Origin of the sequence: Flavobacterium sp. (assembly GCF_043773265.1) — a bacterium.
GTDB lineage: Bacteria > Bacteroidota > Bacteroidia > Flavobacteriales > Flavobacteriaceae > Flavobacterium.
This window is the reverse complement of the sequence record NZ_JAYVFH010000197.1, coordinates 1-16,143: the sequence shown is the minus strand read 5'-3', so window position 1 is coordinate 16,143 and position 16,143 is coordinate 1. Positions and strand designations below refer to the sequence as shown.

Annotated in this window: 13 protein-coding genes; 1 reads left to right on the top strand and 12 read right to left on the bottom strand. The window is 29.5% G+C overall.

Annotated elements, in window-relative coordinates; translation table 11 throughout:
- On the bottom strand, positions 1-1,006 hold a 1,006-nt coding region (locus tag ACH2BO_RS10670; protein ID WP_395044731.1), incomplete at its 3' end, for a pyridoxal phosphate-dependent aminotransferase.
- A gap of 66 nt (positions 1,007-1,072) precedes the next feature.
- Positions 1,073-2,173 carry a fatty acid desaturase family protein gene (locus tag ACH2BO_RS10665; RefSeq protein WP_395044730.1) on the bottom strand — a complete coding sequence of 367 codons (1,101 nt, stop codon included), beginning with the start codon at positions 2,171-2,173 and terminating at the stop codon, positions 1,073-1,075.
- 106 nt (positions 2,174-2,279) lie between these two features.
- On the opposite strand from ACH2BO_RS10665, the gene rsmG reads away from it, so the two are divergent.
- Entirely contained in the window at positions 2,280-2,909 is a 630-nt protein-coding gene (gene rsmG / locus ACH2BO_RS10660) for a 16S rRNA (guanine(527)-N(7))-methyltransferase RsmG (protein ID WP_395044729.1), read from the top strand.
- A gap of 39 nt (positions 2,910-2,948) precedes the next feature.
- On the opposite strand, the gene ACH2BO_RS10655 is transcribed toward rsmG, so the two are convergent.
- The 10 genes from ACH2BO_RS10655 to ACH2BO_RS10610 form a co-directional block, all read right to left on the bottom strand.
- On the bottom strand, positions 2,949-5,246 hold the full coding sequence (locus tag ACH2BO_RS10655) for a T9SS type A sorting domain-containing protein (protein ID WP_395044728.1): 2,298 nt from the start codon (positions 5,244-5,246) through the stop codon (positions 2,949-2,951).
- A 123-nt stretch (positions 5,247-5,369) separates the two neighbouring features.
- Positions 5,370-6,998: an L-glutamate gamma-semialdehyde dehydrogenase gene (gene pruA, locus ACH2BO_RS10650; protein WP_395044727.1), complete on the bottom strand. Its 1,629-nt coding sequence runs from the start codon at positions 6,996-6,998 to the stop codon at positions 5,370-5,372.
- A gap of 318 nt (positions 6,999-7,316) precedes the next feature.
- Complete coding sequence (gene apaG, locus ACH2BO_RS10645; RefSeq protein WP_395044726.1) at positions 7,317-7,703, bottom strand: Co2+/Mg2+ efflux protein ApaG; 387 nt, start codon at positions 7,701-7,703, stop codon at positions 7,317-7,319.
- Between the two features lie 66 nt (positions 7,704-7,769).
- Positions 7,770-9,020: a DUF5103 domain-containing protein gene (locus ACH2BO_RS10640; RefSeq protein WP_395044725.1), complete on the bottom strand. Its 1,251-nt coding sequence runs from the start codon at positions 9,018-9,020 to the stop codon at positions 7,770-7,772.
- A 65-nt stretch (positions 9,021-9,085) separates the two neighbouring features.
- Positions 9,086-9,940 (bottom strand): class I SAM-dependent methyltransferase, encoded by an 855-nt coding sequence (locus tag ACH2BO_RS10635; RefSeq protein WP_395044724.1) that lies wholly within the window; start codon positions 9,938-9,940, stop codon positions 9,086-9,088.
- Positions 9,941-10,465, bottom strand: coding sequence for a hypothetical protein (locus ACH2BO_RS10630; protein ID WP_395044723.1), 525 nt, complete (start codon positions 10,463-10,465; stop codon positions 9,941-9,943).
- Positions 10,458-11,762: an AAA family ATPase gene (locus ACH2BO_RS10625; RefSeq protein WP_395044722.1), complete on the bottom strand. Its 1,305-nt coding sequence runs from the start codon at positions 11,760-11,762 to the stop codon at positions 10,458-10,460. The genes ACH2BO_RS10630 and ACH2BO_RS10625 overlap by 8 nt, the downstream gene beginning before the upstream one ends.
- 51 nt (positions 11,763-11,813) lie before the next feature.
- Positions 11,814-12,632 (bottom strand): type I methionyl aminopeptidase, encoded by an 819-nt coding sequence (map, locus tag ACH2BO_RS10620; RefSeq protein WP_395044721.1) that lies wholly within the window; start codon positions 12,630-12,632, stop codon positions 11,814-11,816.
- A 33-nt stretch (positions 12,633-12,665) separates the two neighbouring features.
- Positions 12,666-14,183, bottom strand: coding sequence for a 2,3-bisphosphoglycerate-independent phosphoglycerate mutase (gene gpmI, locus ACH2BO_RS10615; RefSeq protein ID WP_395044720.1), 1,518 nt, complete (start codon positions 14,181-14,183; stop codon positions 12,666-12,668).
- A 116-nt stretch (positions 14,184-14,299) separates the two neighbouring features.
- The coding region (locus ACH2BO_RS10610; protein WP_395044719.1) for a DUF5916 domain-containing protein at positions 14,300-16,143 on the bottom strand (1,844 nt) is incomplete at its 5' end.

Here is a 16,143-nt window from a genome sequence, read left to right as displayed (position 1 = left end):
TTTTTCCGAAAAACGAAGAAACATCTGGAAAAACATAAAATGCACCTTCTGGAACATTGATTTTTAATCCTGGAATTTCTCTTATTAATCCAACTACCAAATCACGACGACTATGAAAAGCATCGACCATATATTTCAATACTTTTGGATCAGCATCAACCGCTGTAATTGTTGCTCTTTGTGCAATAGAATTAGCTCCAGAAGTTACTTGACCTTGCATTTTGGTACACGCTTTGGCAATAAATTCTGGTGCGCCAATGTAACCAATTCTCCAACCTGTCATAGCAAATGCTTTGGCAACTCCATTTACGGTTATGGTTCTTTCAAACATTCCTGGAATTGATGCAATGCTACAAAATGTACCTGAAAAATTAATATGTTCATAAATTTCGTCGGCTACAATAAATATTTTTGGATGTTTTTCCAAAACTTTCGCAAGTTCTGTAAATTCTTCACGACTATAAACTGAACCACTAGGATTACAAGGTGAGCTGTACCAAATCATTTTGGTTTTTGGAGTAATAACTGCTTCGAGTTGTGAAGCGGTCATTTTAAAATCATCTTCAATTGAAGTTGGAACTTCAATTGGAATTCCGCCAGACATTTTAATAATTTCTGAATACGAAACCCAAAATGGCGCTGGAAGAATTACTTCGTCACCATCATTTAGCATACATTGAGCAACATTATAAAGTGATTGTTTTGCTCCAGTAGAAACAACAATATTTGCTGGTTTATAATCTAGATTATTATCTCTTTTAAATTTTCGGCAAATGGCTTCTTTCAAATCCATATAGCCATCAACTGGCGAATAAGTAGAATAGTTTTCGTCTATTGCTTTTTTTGCTGATTCTTTAATAAAATCTGGCGTATTAAAATCGGGTTCGCCCAAACTTAAACTTATAATATCTTTTCCTTGTGATTTTAATTCTCTTGCTAAGGCAGCCATTGCAAGTGTTTGTGAAGTAGATAAATTATTAATTCTATCTGATAATAAATGTTCCATAAGTTGTATTAGTTGAGCTAAAATTGATATAAATAAAAAAGACGCGATTTATCGCGTCTTTACAAATTATGCAGAAAGCAAAGGTTTTTGTCCCAAATCTTTCAAATGTCTGAAATGTGCAATAACAGCACTTGTCATAGTTTTATATTCGTGATAAGGTAAATTACATTCTTTTGCTGTTTGTTTTACAATATCAGCAATTTTACCATAATGAATGTGACTAATGTTTGGAAATAAATGGTGTTCAACTTGATGGTTTAAACCACCTGTATACCAATTTATTAACCAACTTTTAGGAGCAAAATTTACTGTTGTAAAAAGTTGATGAATTGCCCAAGTGTTTTCTACTTCTCCAACTTCATTTGGAATTGGATTTGTAGTATCATCAATAATATGTGCCAATTGAAAAACTACACTTAATATTAAACCAGCAGTGTAATGCATTACAAAAAATCCAATCAAAACTTTCCACCAAATAACTCCAAAAACCATAGGTAAAACTATCCATACCGAGAAGTAAATTACTTTTGTAATTACTAAAGTTGTCCATAAAATTTTAGGACTTTTAGGTTCTCCATAAGACAATTTTCTTTTTAAATAGTTTTTCATCTGTTTAAAATCGGTTGTTAAACACCAATTAAAAGTCAATAAACCATATAGAAAAACCGAATAATAGTGTTGAAATTTATGAAATCTTTCCCATTTAGCTTCTTGAGTAAAACGAATAATTCTTCCTGCATCTAAATCTTCATCGTGTCCGTGAATATTAGTGTAAGTATGATGTAAAACATTGTGTTGTACTTGCCAGTTATAAACATTTCCTGCTAAAATATAGATACTTCCACCCATAAATTTATTAACCCAAGATTTGTTAGAATACGAACCGTGATTTCCGTCATGCATTACATTCATTCCAATTCCTGCCATTCCAATTCCAATTAAAATTGAAAGTAAAAAGAATATTCCGAAATGTAAATTGGGTAAAGTAATAATTACAAAATAAGGCGCAAGAAAAACACTAAATAAAATAATAGTTTTTAGGTACAGTTTCCAGTTTCCTGTTTTTTCTATTTTATTATCTTTAAAGTAGGAATTAACTCGAGTATTTAAGGTTCTAAAAAACTTTAAATTGTCTAGTTTAGAAAAGGTTGGCATTGTTGCATTCATATAAATACTTAATTTTTACAAATATAATTATTATTAATAATCTACGAGTGTTAATTAATCAAAAAATAACATTTGAAAATTGTTTACTTTTGTAAAAAATAAAAATATGGAAGAAATTCTGAAACAATTTCCAGATTTATCAGAAATTCAAATAGATCAATTTGAAAAATTATTTGATTTATATCAAGATTGGAATGCTAAAATTAATATAATTTCCAGAAAAGACATTGATGAATTGTATACCAAACACGTGTTACATTCGTTAGCCATTGCAAAAATTATAAAATTTGAACCTGGAACTTATGTTCTTGATGTTGGCACTGGCGGTGGTTTTCCTGGAATTCCTTTAGCGATAATGTTTCCAGAAACTAGATTTTATTTAATAGATATAATTCTAAAAAAAATAAATGTAGTAAAAGCTGTAGCCGAAAGTTTGAATCTTAAAAACGTAAAAGCAGAACAACTTCGTGCAGAAAATGTTAAAGGTGATTATGATTTTATTGTAAGTAGAGCAGTTACCAATATGCCAGATTTTGTTTCTTGGATAAAAGATAAAATTAAAAAAACCAACAAACACGAACTTAAAAACGGAATTCTATATTTAAAAGGTGGCGATTTAACCGAAGAATTAAAAGATTTTCCAAAAGCTACAGAATATAATATTTCAGAATTTTTTAAAGAGGAGTTTTTCGAAACTAAGAAAGTGGTTCATTTACCCTTGAAGTTTAAGGTATAAAAAAAGTCTCCGTTTGGAGACTTTTATGAAAATTTTAAATTATCCTTTTATTATTTTCTTAGTTACACTTCCAATTTCATTTCCAATAGTTATTAAATAAACACCATTTGACAATGAAACTGGAATTTCTAATGTTCCGTTTACGGTTTGATTATTTACAGTAAATATTGTTTTTCCTAAAATATCTGTAATCGAAATTTTTGCATTTTCAATAGAATAGGAAGTGTTTATTTGTATAGAATTTTCAATTGGATTTTTTATCCAAACACTATTTAAAGCTGTATTATCTTGATTTTGTAATGTAGGATTTAAAATTTCACTTAGTGCGAAAGCAACATTTGTTGGCGTTAAAGTTACATGATTTTCGTTGGCTGTTGGAATTGAATATGCCGCAAATGGTGTTGTTGAACTTGCATTTACATTTGAATATAAATTAGTAGAACTAGAAACTGCCATAGAACTCAAAGTTGGAATAAAATCGAAATACATAATTTGTAAATTAGTAAAAAACTCTAACAATAAAGCATTTGATCCTGCAGAAGCAGCCAAAGTATTCATGTCGAATTTTCCTCCTGGAGCCGAATCTAAACCGTTTGTATAAGTTGGAGATTTAGAATTTGCCATACTTTCATAAGCTGTAAACCAAAAAATAACCCATTGTTGACCGCGGAATCTGCTTACCTGATTGGTTAAATTTGCCAAAGGTGTAAATCGTAAATTAATTATTGCTCTTTGTGAGCTAGTAACATTAAAAGTATGATTCATTACAACCATGTCTGGTGTTCCAGTCATTGAACCATTTCCTGCACCATTAGAAATCGATACATTTCTAGTTGATGTTGGAAATCCCATTGTGTTTAATTCATTTTGAAACGCTGTTCTATAATTTGGACAACCGGTTGGAATTAATGTTGCTGATGCGGTATTAAATTCGGTTGCATTTCCTGTTTGTAAATGTCCTTCAAAATGGTCAATTAACATTTCTCTAGAAGCAGGACTTTTTAACATTCCGTTTACCAAAGCTTGTACTGAAACATCTCCAAGTGGTCCAAATGCCATATAATTAAACAAATGTTGAAATCCAATTGGAACATTTGCGCCAAGATGTGGAGAGTCAAACGAAATATAAAGACGCGTGTCTGGATTCATGCTATTGGTTTCCATATATCGCAAAGCATATCTCGAAATTAATCCTCCCATACTCGGACCAATTACAACATTTTGAGCAGTTCCAATTTTAACTGCGTTTATTTGATTAATTAATTGAACCAGAATCATTGCATTTCGTTGAATATAATCAACTCCGCCATCAATTAGAGTTGTTGTACTTGGACGTGTATAGTTTGGAAAATTCAACACAATTACATCATAACCTTGCGCGCGAACTAAATTACCTAGGTTTTCGCCAGAAGTTCCATAATTTAATAAAGAATAAATGGCTGTTGTGTTTCTTGTATCTCCAGGATCAAAACCATCAAGTAAAAAAATTGGTTTATCTAGAATTCCATCTGTTGTATCCATGAAAATTTCGTATTCACCTTGACCTAAAAAAGCTGCAGTTTCGCCATAACCTTGATATGGAATTGTTGATGAAATTGTATTTACAACATTTGGAGCAAAAGCATTAATATTTTTATTTGTTGCTCCAATTATTTGATTGTCTGTGGTTATTTCAAAAGAAATTATTTTGCTTTTGCCAGTTGTAAATTCTATTTTACAAGTTATAATTTGTTTTCCAGCTTTTGAAAACAGAATTGTAAATGTTTGATTATAATTTATTTGATTCCAGTTTTCATCATTTTCTGTATGGTAAGAAACTGATGATATAATTTTATTAGTAGTGTTGAAAATTAAATTGTCTTTTAGAATGAAGGTTACAGAACTAGTTTTTGATTTTGATAAAAGAGGCGCAATTAAATTGATGTTGTGTTTTTCAAAAACAGTTGATGCATCTGAAATTAATTCCAATTGATTGTTTGTGTTAAGTATAACATCATTATTTTCTATAGCTTCTTTTTTAACGCTTTCAAAATCTGAAATTAAAATTGATAACGGAATTTGTTTGTTAGCAAAGCCAATAGTTCCTTCGTCTTGAATAGTTTCTAGTTTTGGTAATCGATTTAAAAAATCAGCTCGTTGCATTTCATGATAAACTTGTAAGAAATAATTTGAAGAAATGTTTTCTGTTTTTAGATTTGTAGCGTTAGAAACAGCAAAAACTCTATCATACAATATATTAGTTTGGGTTTTGTTTATTAATAAATCGTAGGTTTTATCTTGACTAAATCCAACAATATAGCAAAAGGAAAATATAATTATAGTAATTTTTGATTTCATAGTTAGTTGATTTTGAGTTTCGAATATACAAAAAATTAACAATTAGATGCAAAAAAAGTCCAAACATTTCTGAATGAACTTTTTAAAACTTTATATCTAGTATTTCACACTTCGTATTTTAGATTATTCTCCTAAAAATGGATAACGATAATCCTCAGGAGTAACAAATGTTTCTTTTATAGTTCTTGGTGAAACCCAACGCAATAAGTTTTGAGCCGAACCTGCTTTATCATTTGTACCAGAAGCTCTTGCACCACCAAATGGTTGCATTCCTACAACAGCACCAGTTGGTTTGTCATTGATATAAAAATTTCCTGCTGCGTTTTGTAATGCAATTGTTGCTTCGACTGTTGCGTATCTGTCTTGACTAAAAATGGCTCCGGTTAATGCATATTCTGAGGTTTGGTCAACAAGTTTTAGTGTTTCACTCCATTTAGAATCTTCATAAACATAAATTGTCATAACAGGACCAAAAAGTTCGGTTTCCATTGTGGTATATTTTGGATTGGTGGTTACAATTACTGTTGGTTCAACAAAATAACCTTTAGATTTATCATAATTTCCTCCAACAATAATTTCGGCATCTTTATCTTTTTTGGCTTGGTCTATAAAACTTGCTAATTTATCAAACGAACCTTCGTGAATAACTGCGGTGATAAAGTTGCCGAAATCTTCTGGCGAACCCATTTTCATAGATTTTACATCAGTAATTATTTTTTCTTTTACTGCTGGCCATAAACTTTGAGGAATATAACCACGTGATGCAGCAGAACATTTTTGTCCTTGAAATTCAAATGCACCACGAGTAATTCCTGTTACAACTTGATTTATATTGGCTGATGAATGTGCTACTACAAAATCTTTTCCGCCGGTTTCTCCAACAATTCTTGGATAGGTTTTATAATTGTGAATGTTATTACCAATTTTTTTCCAAATTTCTTTGAATACATAAGTTGAACCTGTGTAATGAATTCCTGCAAAATCTGGACTTGCAAAAACTGTGTCAGAAATCATAACTGGATCACCATATACTACATTAATAACACCATCTGGAACTCCAGCTTCTCTAAAGACATCGATAATTATTTTGGCTGAAAAAACTTGGCTGTCACTAGGTTTCCAAACAACAGTGTTTCCCATAAGTGCTGCACTTGCAGGAAGATTTGCAGCTATTGCTGTAAAATTGAATGGTGTAATTGCATATACAAATCCTTCTAATGGTCTATATTCTACTTTGTTCCATACATCTGAATTGGATGCTGGTTGGTCTTGATAAATTTGAGTCATAAACTCAACGTTGTATCGAAGAAAGTCAATTAATTCGCATGAAGCATCGATTTCTGCTTGAAATATTGTTTTAGATTGTGCAATCATTGTTGCAGCATTTATTCTAGCTCGATATGGACCAGCAATAAGCTCGGCTGCTTTAAGGAAAATTGCAGCACGATGTTCCCATGGCATGTTTGACCATTTTTTTCTTGATTCAAGACAAGATGCTATAGCTTTTTCTATGTGCTTTTTTTCGGCAAGATGATATGTTCCAACGATGTGTTTATGATCGTGTGGCGCAGTCATATTTTTGGTATTTCCTGTACGAATTTGTTCTGAACCAATATACATTGGAACATCGATAGTTTCGTTCCACATTTTTTTGTAAGCCGTTAAAACTGCAGTTTTTTCTGGCGAATTTGGAGCGTATGATTTTACTGGTTCGTTGACCGCTTTGGGAACATTGTAGAAACCTTTTGGCATGTTTTATTAATTTAGGTTTACTCGGTTTGGGTTTTTGACCATAAGTAAATATTAGTAAATGGATAATTATTGAATTGTAAAATATTTAATTTGTAACAAAAGTACAAAGGTTTTTTTGAATTTTTGATAACAAATAAAACTAAACTATAAGTAAGTCACTTTAGATTGAACTATGTTTAGCCCAGATAGCAATGAAAAGCTTTGTTATGGAAAAAACTATTTTTTCTTGGCGAAAAACTGCGACCATAGAAGCACGTTTTTGGGCTTAGAAAAAAAGATTTTTATTAACAAACTTGTAATGAATAGCTGGATTAGCTTCTAGTTTAATGCATAGGGTGCACTGAGTCGAAATGTTGGCACAATTACTTTGAAGTCTTTGGCGGTAGTGAAATTTATCATGTTGAAAAAACCACGCATTGCACCATGCGGAGACGAAAGAAGACAACCAGAATTGTAAGTGTGAAATTCTCCAGGTTTTAATACTGGTTTTTTTCCAATAACACCTTCTCCGTCAACTACTTCTATGTTATTCAAGGAATCAAAAATTTCCCAGTGACGTGAGTTTAATTGTACTGAATCTTTGCTGTGGTTTTCTATGATTATTTCATAAGAAAAGGCAAAATGTATTTTATAGTTTTTGAAGTATGTACCTTCAAAACTAGTGTTTACAGATATTTTTATGCCTCTTGTTATTTGAGAAACCATAATAAACTTTTTGTAAAGTTACAAAATTAATAAAATATACAAGTTTAAATAATTGTTAAAGATTTTTTAATTGATTATGTCTGTAGAACTTGCAATTCCTTTGCCTATTACTCGGTCATATCGTTGGTTGTTTTCACGATAATAAACAATTGCAAAATAGTTGTTTTCTGTTTGATAAAAATTTCCGTCAACAGCATTTTCTTCATCTATTTTTCCTTTGCTATCGGCAATAACATATTTGTAATTAGTAAAACCTTGTTTAATCATTATTGCTTTTTCGTATATTCCTTTCTTTTGGTTGTATTCCATTTTATTTTCGTCAGAAAGCGCATAGTTATTGAACATTCCTGTTATATAAAAATCTTTTTTGTCTAAAAATGGTGTTGCAGAAAGTGAAAAGTAAACCCAAGCATAATCGGCTTCAATTTCTGGATTTTCTCTATTTAGTGAATTAATCAGAAAATTTCCGTTAATGTCTGGCCAAAAAGTATAGATGCTTTTAGCTCTCGAATTGTTGGTGTATAAATGAGAATTATATAATCCGCCATCAGAATTTACATAGGAAATACTATTATTTGCACCTTGTATGTTCTTATTCTCGAAAAATAAATATTCGTTTCCTGCCCAAAATTGGGTTTCTTTATCATATTTATAAATCAAATCATTACCAATAGTATACATTGGTTTTATATTGGTTATTGCATTATCAAATTGACCATTTTGTAGGAGCATTACTTTTACATTTTGTAACGGACTTTGAAAAGTGATTACTTTGCTTCTAATTGAAAACTCAATATTGTGTTTTTGCTCAACATATCTAACATTTCGAGCTCTTTTTACTTGCATCGGCACTGAAACAATATCTTCATAAAGAATAAATTTTCTTGAAAAAACCACATCACGATTTTCGTCTAAAATTGAAATAATATAGTTTCCGCTTACTTTTAGTTGTGTGTATTTATTTGGAAAACTAATTTTATAATGGGAGTAAATTTGAAGCGCATTGAATGAATTGGAGTACTCTTGAATTCTTTGATCGTCGAAACCGCCAAGATATTCATTACGAGATAACTGCGATGGTTTCCAGTCGTAGTCGTAATGTTTTATTGTGTAGTAATAGTTGTCTTCTGTACCATGTAAATCGTCAAATTGAAGTTGAAAACTGTCACCAAATCTAAAGATTGGAATGTTATTTTGACCACTTTGAACAAAGGAAACTGTTTTTATATGGTATGGTGGATTTACTTCTTTTTCTTGAGCAGAAATTCTAAGAATAGAAAATATTATTAGCGAATAAAATATAATTTTTTTGTACATAATCATTTTGTTATCAAACGTAAAGATACAGAATATTATTATCTACAATTATGCCAAAAGTAATTTTATTTAAAACAAACTGGAATAATTTCACCATTTGCCAAGCAATATTTTGTTACCAATTCTGGTGAGAGTTTTGAGGTATAATCTTCTTCAATAACTTTAAAACCAATACTTCTTAACTTGTCAAAATAATCTCTACCATAAACTCTAACATGGTCGTATTGACCAAATATTTTGGCTCTTTCTTTTTGGTCAACAATTGTATCATCAGAAAAAGTTGTTGCTCTAGATAAATCTTGAGGAATTTGAAATATTCCCATTCCTCCGGGTTTTAAAACTCTGTATAATTCTTGCATTGCTTTGGTATCATCTGGAATATGTTCTAGAACATGATTGCATAAAATGATATCATATTGATTGTCTTGAAATGGTAAATTACAAATATCTGCTTTTACATCTGCTAATGGCGAAAGTAAATCGGTTGTAGTATATTCTATATTGGTTTGCTTTTTAAATCGTTTATAAAATTCTTGTTCTGGTGCAAAGTGCAGGACTTTTAATTGTGAATTTGTTTCAGTATCTCTTAATTTAATACGTTTGCTATTTGAAACTAAAGAATCTGAATTTATTTCTTTAGATTCTGAAACGAGTTCAGATTGAAAAAAGTCAGTTTCATTTTGTAAATAAATCCATAACAATCGATGTCTTTCTAAAGAAAGTGTGCTTGGTGAAAGTACATTGTTTCGTTGATTTCCATATCCATAAGGAAGAAACATTTTGAAGCTTTTTCCGTCTATTGGATCGGTAAAACGATTTCCTTTTAATAAAAAAGCAAGAATTGGTCTAACTACAATACTCAATCTTATTAGTATTGGTCTTGGGATTGTGTTTAATATGAATTTGAATATTTTTTTCATTTAGATCCCAACTTTACTTGTATTAACATATTCATCGACAAACATTTTTTCATTTAAAATATCTACACGAAATATATTACCGTATTTTTCTTTTAAATGTGATTTTAGTGTTTTAAAATCATTTAAATCAGTTGACTTTGTAGAACTGAAAACAATCAAAAAATATAAATTTTTGTGATAGAAGTCAATTTTAGAAAATTTATTATCTTTATATAATTCTAGAATAGAATTAACAGATTGAATACTTTTGAATATTATTTTAGCTATTTTTCCCCAATCATGTTTTGGATTGTAAATTCTTTCGTCTTTAAATTCAATTAGATAAAAATCGTTCCCATTGTATTCTAAAGCATCTACAGTTGAATTATTCGTATGTATTTTATCAAAATGGTAGCATTTTTTATCTGAATCAATAAGATATTTAACTGATAAAGAATGTTTTCTATGTTCATTGTTCAAACTCAATTCTCTTAAACTTTTACGATTTAGTTTATCGTCTAGTATTTTAAAAATAGAATTACTCATTACTTTCTATATTTCTTAAATAATAAGAGGCTTCTGAAATAGAAGAATAAATTTTACTTAGAGAATTATTTACATTTAAAATATTTGAAGTCAATCCATCTTTACCTTTTTCAGCAAAATAAAAATTTGTAGAGTCTAAATACTCATATTTTTTAGTAAATGCTTCCAATGCCTCTATAAAATAAGGACTGTGTGAAGTTAAAACAATTGGAATTGCAAACTCTTTTGAAAGTCTAACTAATATTTCTGCATATTTAACTTGCCAAGTTGGATGTAAATGAACTTCAGGTTCATCAATGATTAATAATGAATTTGAATTTAAATTGCCTTTTTTAAATAATAATTGAAGTATTCCAAAACTTTTAATTCCAGTTGCAATATTTTCAAAATCAAAATCAACTTCATTTTTTTTAAAAACTATTTCTTCATTTGAATTAATTTCAAAATTACCTCCAATTACTTCTGAAATAATTAAACTTAATTTTTCAAAATCCTGTCTATTATCAGAAAAAATATCTTTTTCAAATTCTGTTTCAAAAATTTTAGAATTAAGGTGAATGATTTTATCTCTAGAAGTATTTTCTGGGGAATAATACATTGCTTTTTCTAATAGAATTGGTGATTCTATAAAAAAAACATTGTCATAGTAGAAATTATTATTATTTTCAAATCCTTGAAATTCTAATTTGTCATTTATTAATATCTTTTTTTGGTATTTATCATCAATTAAAATAAAAGAATCTTCTTTATTGAATTTATTTTTAATTTGTTTTCCAAATTGATCATCTAGATAGGATTCTAATTCATAAATCAATACTTCAACAGATTCTCTCTCAATTTCTAATCTATTTTTAATTTCGATTATAAAATTTTCCAGTTGTAATTTTAATGTTTCATTTGAAAAAGAACTATAAAGTTCTTCAATCAAATCCAAGTCAACTAACATTTTATCGATGTTGTCTGGATTGTTTGTATTAATTCTTATAAGGCGATTAAAAATGGATTGTCTGTTATCAACAAAATCATTTAAAAACTTTTCGTTGATTACTTTATCTGTTTCTGTAACTGACTTTGTTCTTAATAATAAATTTCTAATGTCTCTATTCCTGTTTCGAATGTATTCAACTTTAGAAGAATTAAATGATTTTTCATTAATGTTGAAGCTTCTTATAATTGAATACAAAACCTTTCCAACTGTACTTTTACCAGAATCATTTTGCCCAGCAATTAATGTGATACCATCAACATTAATGTCTGCACTTTCAATTATACCAATATTTTGAAGTTTTAACCTCATTTTTTTTATTTTTTGTAAATGTAATCAAATTTAATAAAACCTTACAAGTCTTTAAATCACTACAGGATGTATACGAAACTCATCTTCCTCATTACTAACAATTCCCAATGCATCATAAACATATTTAAATGTTGAAAGAATTTCTGGTTTTCCGTTTATTAAGGCAACGTTGTGTTCGAAATGAGCACTTGGTTTTCCGTCGGCAGTAAGAATTGTCCAACCATCTTTTAGTTGTTTTATGTTTTTGGTTCCCATATTTATCATGGGTTCAATAGCAACAACCATTCCTTCAATAAATAATTTTCCGTGACCTCTTTTTCCATAATTTGGCATTTCTGGATCTTCGTGCATTTTTTTTCCTAAACCATGCCCAACTAATTCTCTAACAACGCCATAACCATTGTTTTCACAATATTTTTGAATTGCATTTCCAACATCTTCAACTCGATTTCCAATCTTGAACTCACGAATTCCGACATATAAACTTTCTTTAGTTACTTGAAGTAGTTTTTTTACTTCTGGTGCAACTTCTCCTATTTCAAAACTGTATGCATGATCACCATAGAATCCATTTTTTAAAACACCACAATCTACTGATATTACATCGCCTTCTTCTAATGGTTTTGCGTTTGGAATTCCATGAACAACTTGTGCATTTGGACTCATACAAAGCGAATTTGGAAATCCATAAAGCCCAAGAAATCCTGGAACTGCTCCATTATCTTTAATAAATTCTTCGGCTATTTTGTCTAATTCTAATGTGGTTACTCCTGGTTTTATAATCTTTGCTACTTCGCCAAGTGTTTTAGAAACTAGCAATGCGCTTTCACGCATCAATTCTATTTCTTCTCTTGTTTTTGGGATAATCATTTTTCTAAAAATATGTCGGCAAAAATACGTTTTTTATAGTAATGATTTACCAGTCATTACCAAAGGTTTTTCAACTCCCATTAATTCAAGTATAGTAGGAGCAATATCACCCAAAACACCATTATGTATTGTTTTTAATTCTTTATCTACAAGGATTATTGGAACAGGATTTGTTGTGTGAGCTGTATTTGGTGAACCGTCTGGATTAATCATAGTTTCACAATTTCCGTGATCGGCAATAATTATAGTGGTATAATTGTTTGCCAAAGCTGTTTCAATAATTTCTTTTACACAAACATCAACAGCTTCGCAAGCTTTTATAGCAGCTTGCATAATTCCGGTGTGGCCAACCATATCGCCATTTGCAAAATTTAAACATACAAAGTCTACTTCACCTTTTTGTAATTCTGGAATTAATGCTTCTTTTAATTCAAAAGCACTCATTTCTGGTTGTAAATCATAGGTTGCAACCTTTGGAGAATTTCTCATTATTCGAGTTTCGCCAATAAACGGAATTTCTCTTCCGCCAGAAAAGAAAAAGGTTACGTGAGGATATTTCTCTGTTTCGGCAATTCTAATTTGTGTTTTATTTGCTTTTTGTAAAACTTCACCAAGCGTTTCTGTTAAATTATCTTTATCATATATTACATGAACATTAGAATAAGTTTCGTCATAATTGGTCATTGTTACATAATACAAATTCAACTTGTGCATGTTTTGTTCATGGAAATCTTTTTGAGAAAGTGTTTCGGTAAGTTCTCTTCCTCTATCTGTTCTAAAATTAAAAAATATAACAACATCATCATCTTGAATCTTGGCTATTGGATTATTGTTTTCATCGACCATAACTATAGGATCAATAAATTCGTCAGTTATATTATTTTTATAACTTTCCAGCATACTAAGTGCTGCATCTTTAGTTTTTTTGCCAATATTGTTAACTATTAAATCATAAGCCAATTTCACTCTTTCCCAGCGTTTGTCTCTATCCATTGCATAATATCTTCCAATAATTGTGGCTAATTTTGCATTTGTATTATAAATGTAATTGGTGATATCTTCAATATAAGCAACTCCACTTTTAGGATCTACATCTCGACCATCAGTAAATGCATGAATAAAAACTTTTTCTAGACCAAATTCCATAGAAGCATCAATTAAACTGCGCAAATGAGAAGTGTGAGAATGAACTCCACCGTTAGAAAGCAATCCTAATAGATGAACTGCTTTTTTGTTTTCTTTGGCATATTTAAAAGCATCAATTAATGTTTGTTCATCTTTTAACGTGTTGTTTTCAACCGCCAAATTTATCTTTGCTAAGTCTTGATATACAATTCGTCCTGCACCAAGATTCATGTGTCCAACTTCGCTATTTCCCATTTGACCTTCGGGTAAACCTACGTTTAAACCATCAGTACGTAATTGAGCGTTAGAATATTTAGTATATAAACTGTTAATAAACGGAATGTTGGCATTGTCTATTGCAGAAACTCTTGGATCTGGAGATTTTCCCCAACCATCAAGTATCATTAAAATTACTTTCTTGTTCATTTTAAAATTATTTAAAGCAAAGATACTTTATTTAAAAAATGGAATGTGTTTTAATGTGAGATTTACGGATAAAAAAATATCCGATTAGTTACAATCGGATATTTTTAAAATTTGAATTATTTTTTACTTTTTAATGAATTATAATCAATAAAATAGCGAACACTTATAGAGAAAATATGATCTAAATTGTCATGATTTAATGATTTTTTAAAGTTTGTAGAAATATCTTTATCAAATTCTCTTTCAAAAATTGCTGAATTATTTCTATATAAAACAGAAACTTGACTTCCTGGAGCAAACCACCAAGAATAAGACAAATCCATATTCCAAGTATTAAAATTAGAATTTCTATTTTCTGTGTAAGTTGAATTACCTACAACAGAACCATCATCTTGCAAAGTTAAAAACTGATTATTTATTGCATAACTCCAATAATGTCGAACTGACATATTTAAATTCATAGTATTATTTAAAGTATATTTTCCTCTAAATGTGTTGGTGTATGTAATTCTGTCTCTTCTAGCAAAAATAATTTCATCAGTTGGTGTTGTTGTAATATAACCAACATTATTGTTTTGTCTGTAAAAATTGAAATCATAGTTTACTGCAATTTTGTCAGAGATTCTATATCTTGGACCAACATAAAATCCATAATTTACTCTGTTCTTTTCATTGATAAATCCGAAAGATGGATTTAAATCAATTGCAAAACGTCTTGCGTAATTAGATGAAAAATATAGAAATGAATTTATGCTTTTAGGAATTGTAAAAAACTTAGTTTCACCTTCAGTTCTTGGTTCATAAAAATCGTAAGTGTCTATTGGTCTTCCGTTTATTCCAAAATTAAAAAAATCGTTTTTCTTGGTAGAAAAATTACATTGTAAATTCATATTTAAACCTTGAATTCTTCCAGATAAATTATCAAATTCTGAATAGGAATTAAAATAGACTCCAAATGAATTGAATTTTTTAGTAGGATTTAATATTCTATAACTTGCATTAGCATAAGCAGTATGATAATGTGTTTGAAAAAGAATTCCTAAATCGTTTTTATCAAAATCTCTAGAAAAATATTCACCACCAAATCCATATCTAATTTTTCCGCTTCTTTCAGAAAAATTTAATGTTGCATTATAACCAGTTTTGTTTTTATCTATTCCTAAATCGTTAACAATGCTGTATTTATAATCACCAGAAAGATTGAACGTGTTTTTCTTTGTGTTTAAATCAAATAATAATGCAGTTACATTTCCATCTCTAAACTCTCCATTTCTTGTAACATTTGTATTTATAAATGACACAGATGAATTTTTTCTAAAACGTTGATCTAGAACAAAAACATTATAATTTGCCAAAGGTTCAACTAATTCTTTTCTTTCTTCTAGTGTAACTGTATTTTGAATTTCAGCATAAGTTTTATCTGTAACAGCATTTAAAACTCCAATTCCTAATCCGTTTTTAGTTCTTCCAGATACTTTTAATGCATTTAATAAGTTTACTTTTGGGTTTTTAATATAGGTTTCATCGTTAGATAAATTAGCATAAGTTGATGGACTTCCACCAATTCTCCTAGAATAAACTAAATCTCCTTTACTAAAGAGTTCTGTTCCTTCTGTAAAAAACGGTCTGTTTTCACTGAATTGTTGTTCAAATGGACCTAAATTTAATTCAACATTATCAAAAGCTGTTTGACCAAAATCTGGAACTAAAATTGCATCAAGAGTAAACGCATCATTTATTCCGTACTTAATATCTAAACCACCTTTTATTTCGCCTTTGGTTTTTACGCCTTCTCTTCCATTCAAGTAAAAAGAAGAATAAGGAATTAAAAATAATCTTGTTGGAGTTTCTATGTTCTCAATTCCATCAAGAATTCCTGCCTGTATTGCTTCATTACTAATTTTATTATCAATTAAATTCCAAGAATATTGTTGTCTGTCTCTTTGAAATTCTCTGTATA

Excerpts from the sequence above, each read along its gene's own strand:
- ACH2BO_RS10630 (WP_395044723.1), bottom strand. The coding sequence starts at position 10,465 with ATGAGTAATTCTATTTTTAAAATACTAGACGATAAACTAAATCGTAAA.
- ACH2BO_RS10665 (WP_395044730.1), bottom strand. The coding sequence starts at position 2,173 with ATGAATGCAACAATGCCAACCTTTTCTAAACTAGACAATTTAAAGTTT.
- ACH2BO_RS10625 (WP_395044722.1), bottom strand. The coding sequence starts at position 11,762 with ATGAGGTTAAAACTTCAAAATATTGGTATAATTGAAAGTGCAGACATT.
- ACH2BO_RS10640 (WP_395044725.1), bottom strand. The coding sequence starts at position 9,020 with ATGTACAAAAAAATTATATTTTATTCGCTAATAATATTTTCTATTCTT.
- map (WP_395044721.1), bottom strand. The coding sequence starts at position 12,632 with ATGATTATCCCAAAAACAAGAGAAGAAATAGAATTGATGCGTGAAAGC.
- gpmI (WP_395044720.1), bottom strand. The coding sequence starts at position 14,183 with ATGAACAAGAAAGTAATTTTAATGATACTTGATGGTTGGGGAAAATCT.
- ACH2BO_RS10635 (WP_395044724.1), bottom strand. The coding sequence starts at position 9,940 with ATGAAAAAAATATTCAAATTCATATTAAACACAATCCCAAGACCAATA.
- apaG (WP_395044726.1), bottom strand. The coding sequence starts at position 7,703 with ATGGTTTCTCAAATAACAAGAGGCATAAAAATATCTGTAAACACTAGT.
- pruA (WP_395044727.1), bottom strand. The coding sequence starts at position 6,998 with ATGCCAAAAGGTTTCTACAATGTTCCCAAAGCGGTCAACGAACCAGTA.
- ACH2BO_RS10655 (WP_395044728.1), bottom strand. The coding sequence starts at position 5,246 with ATGAAATCAAAAATTACTATAATTATATTTTCCTTTTGCTATATTGTT.
- rsmG (WP_395044729.1), top strand. The coding sequence starts at position 2,280 with ATGGAAGAAATTCTGAAACAATTTCCAGATTTATCAGAAATTCAAATA.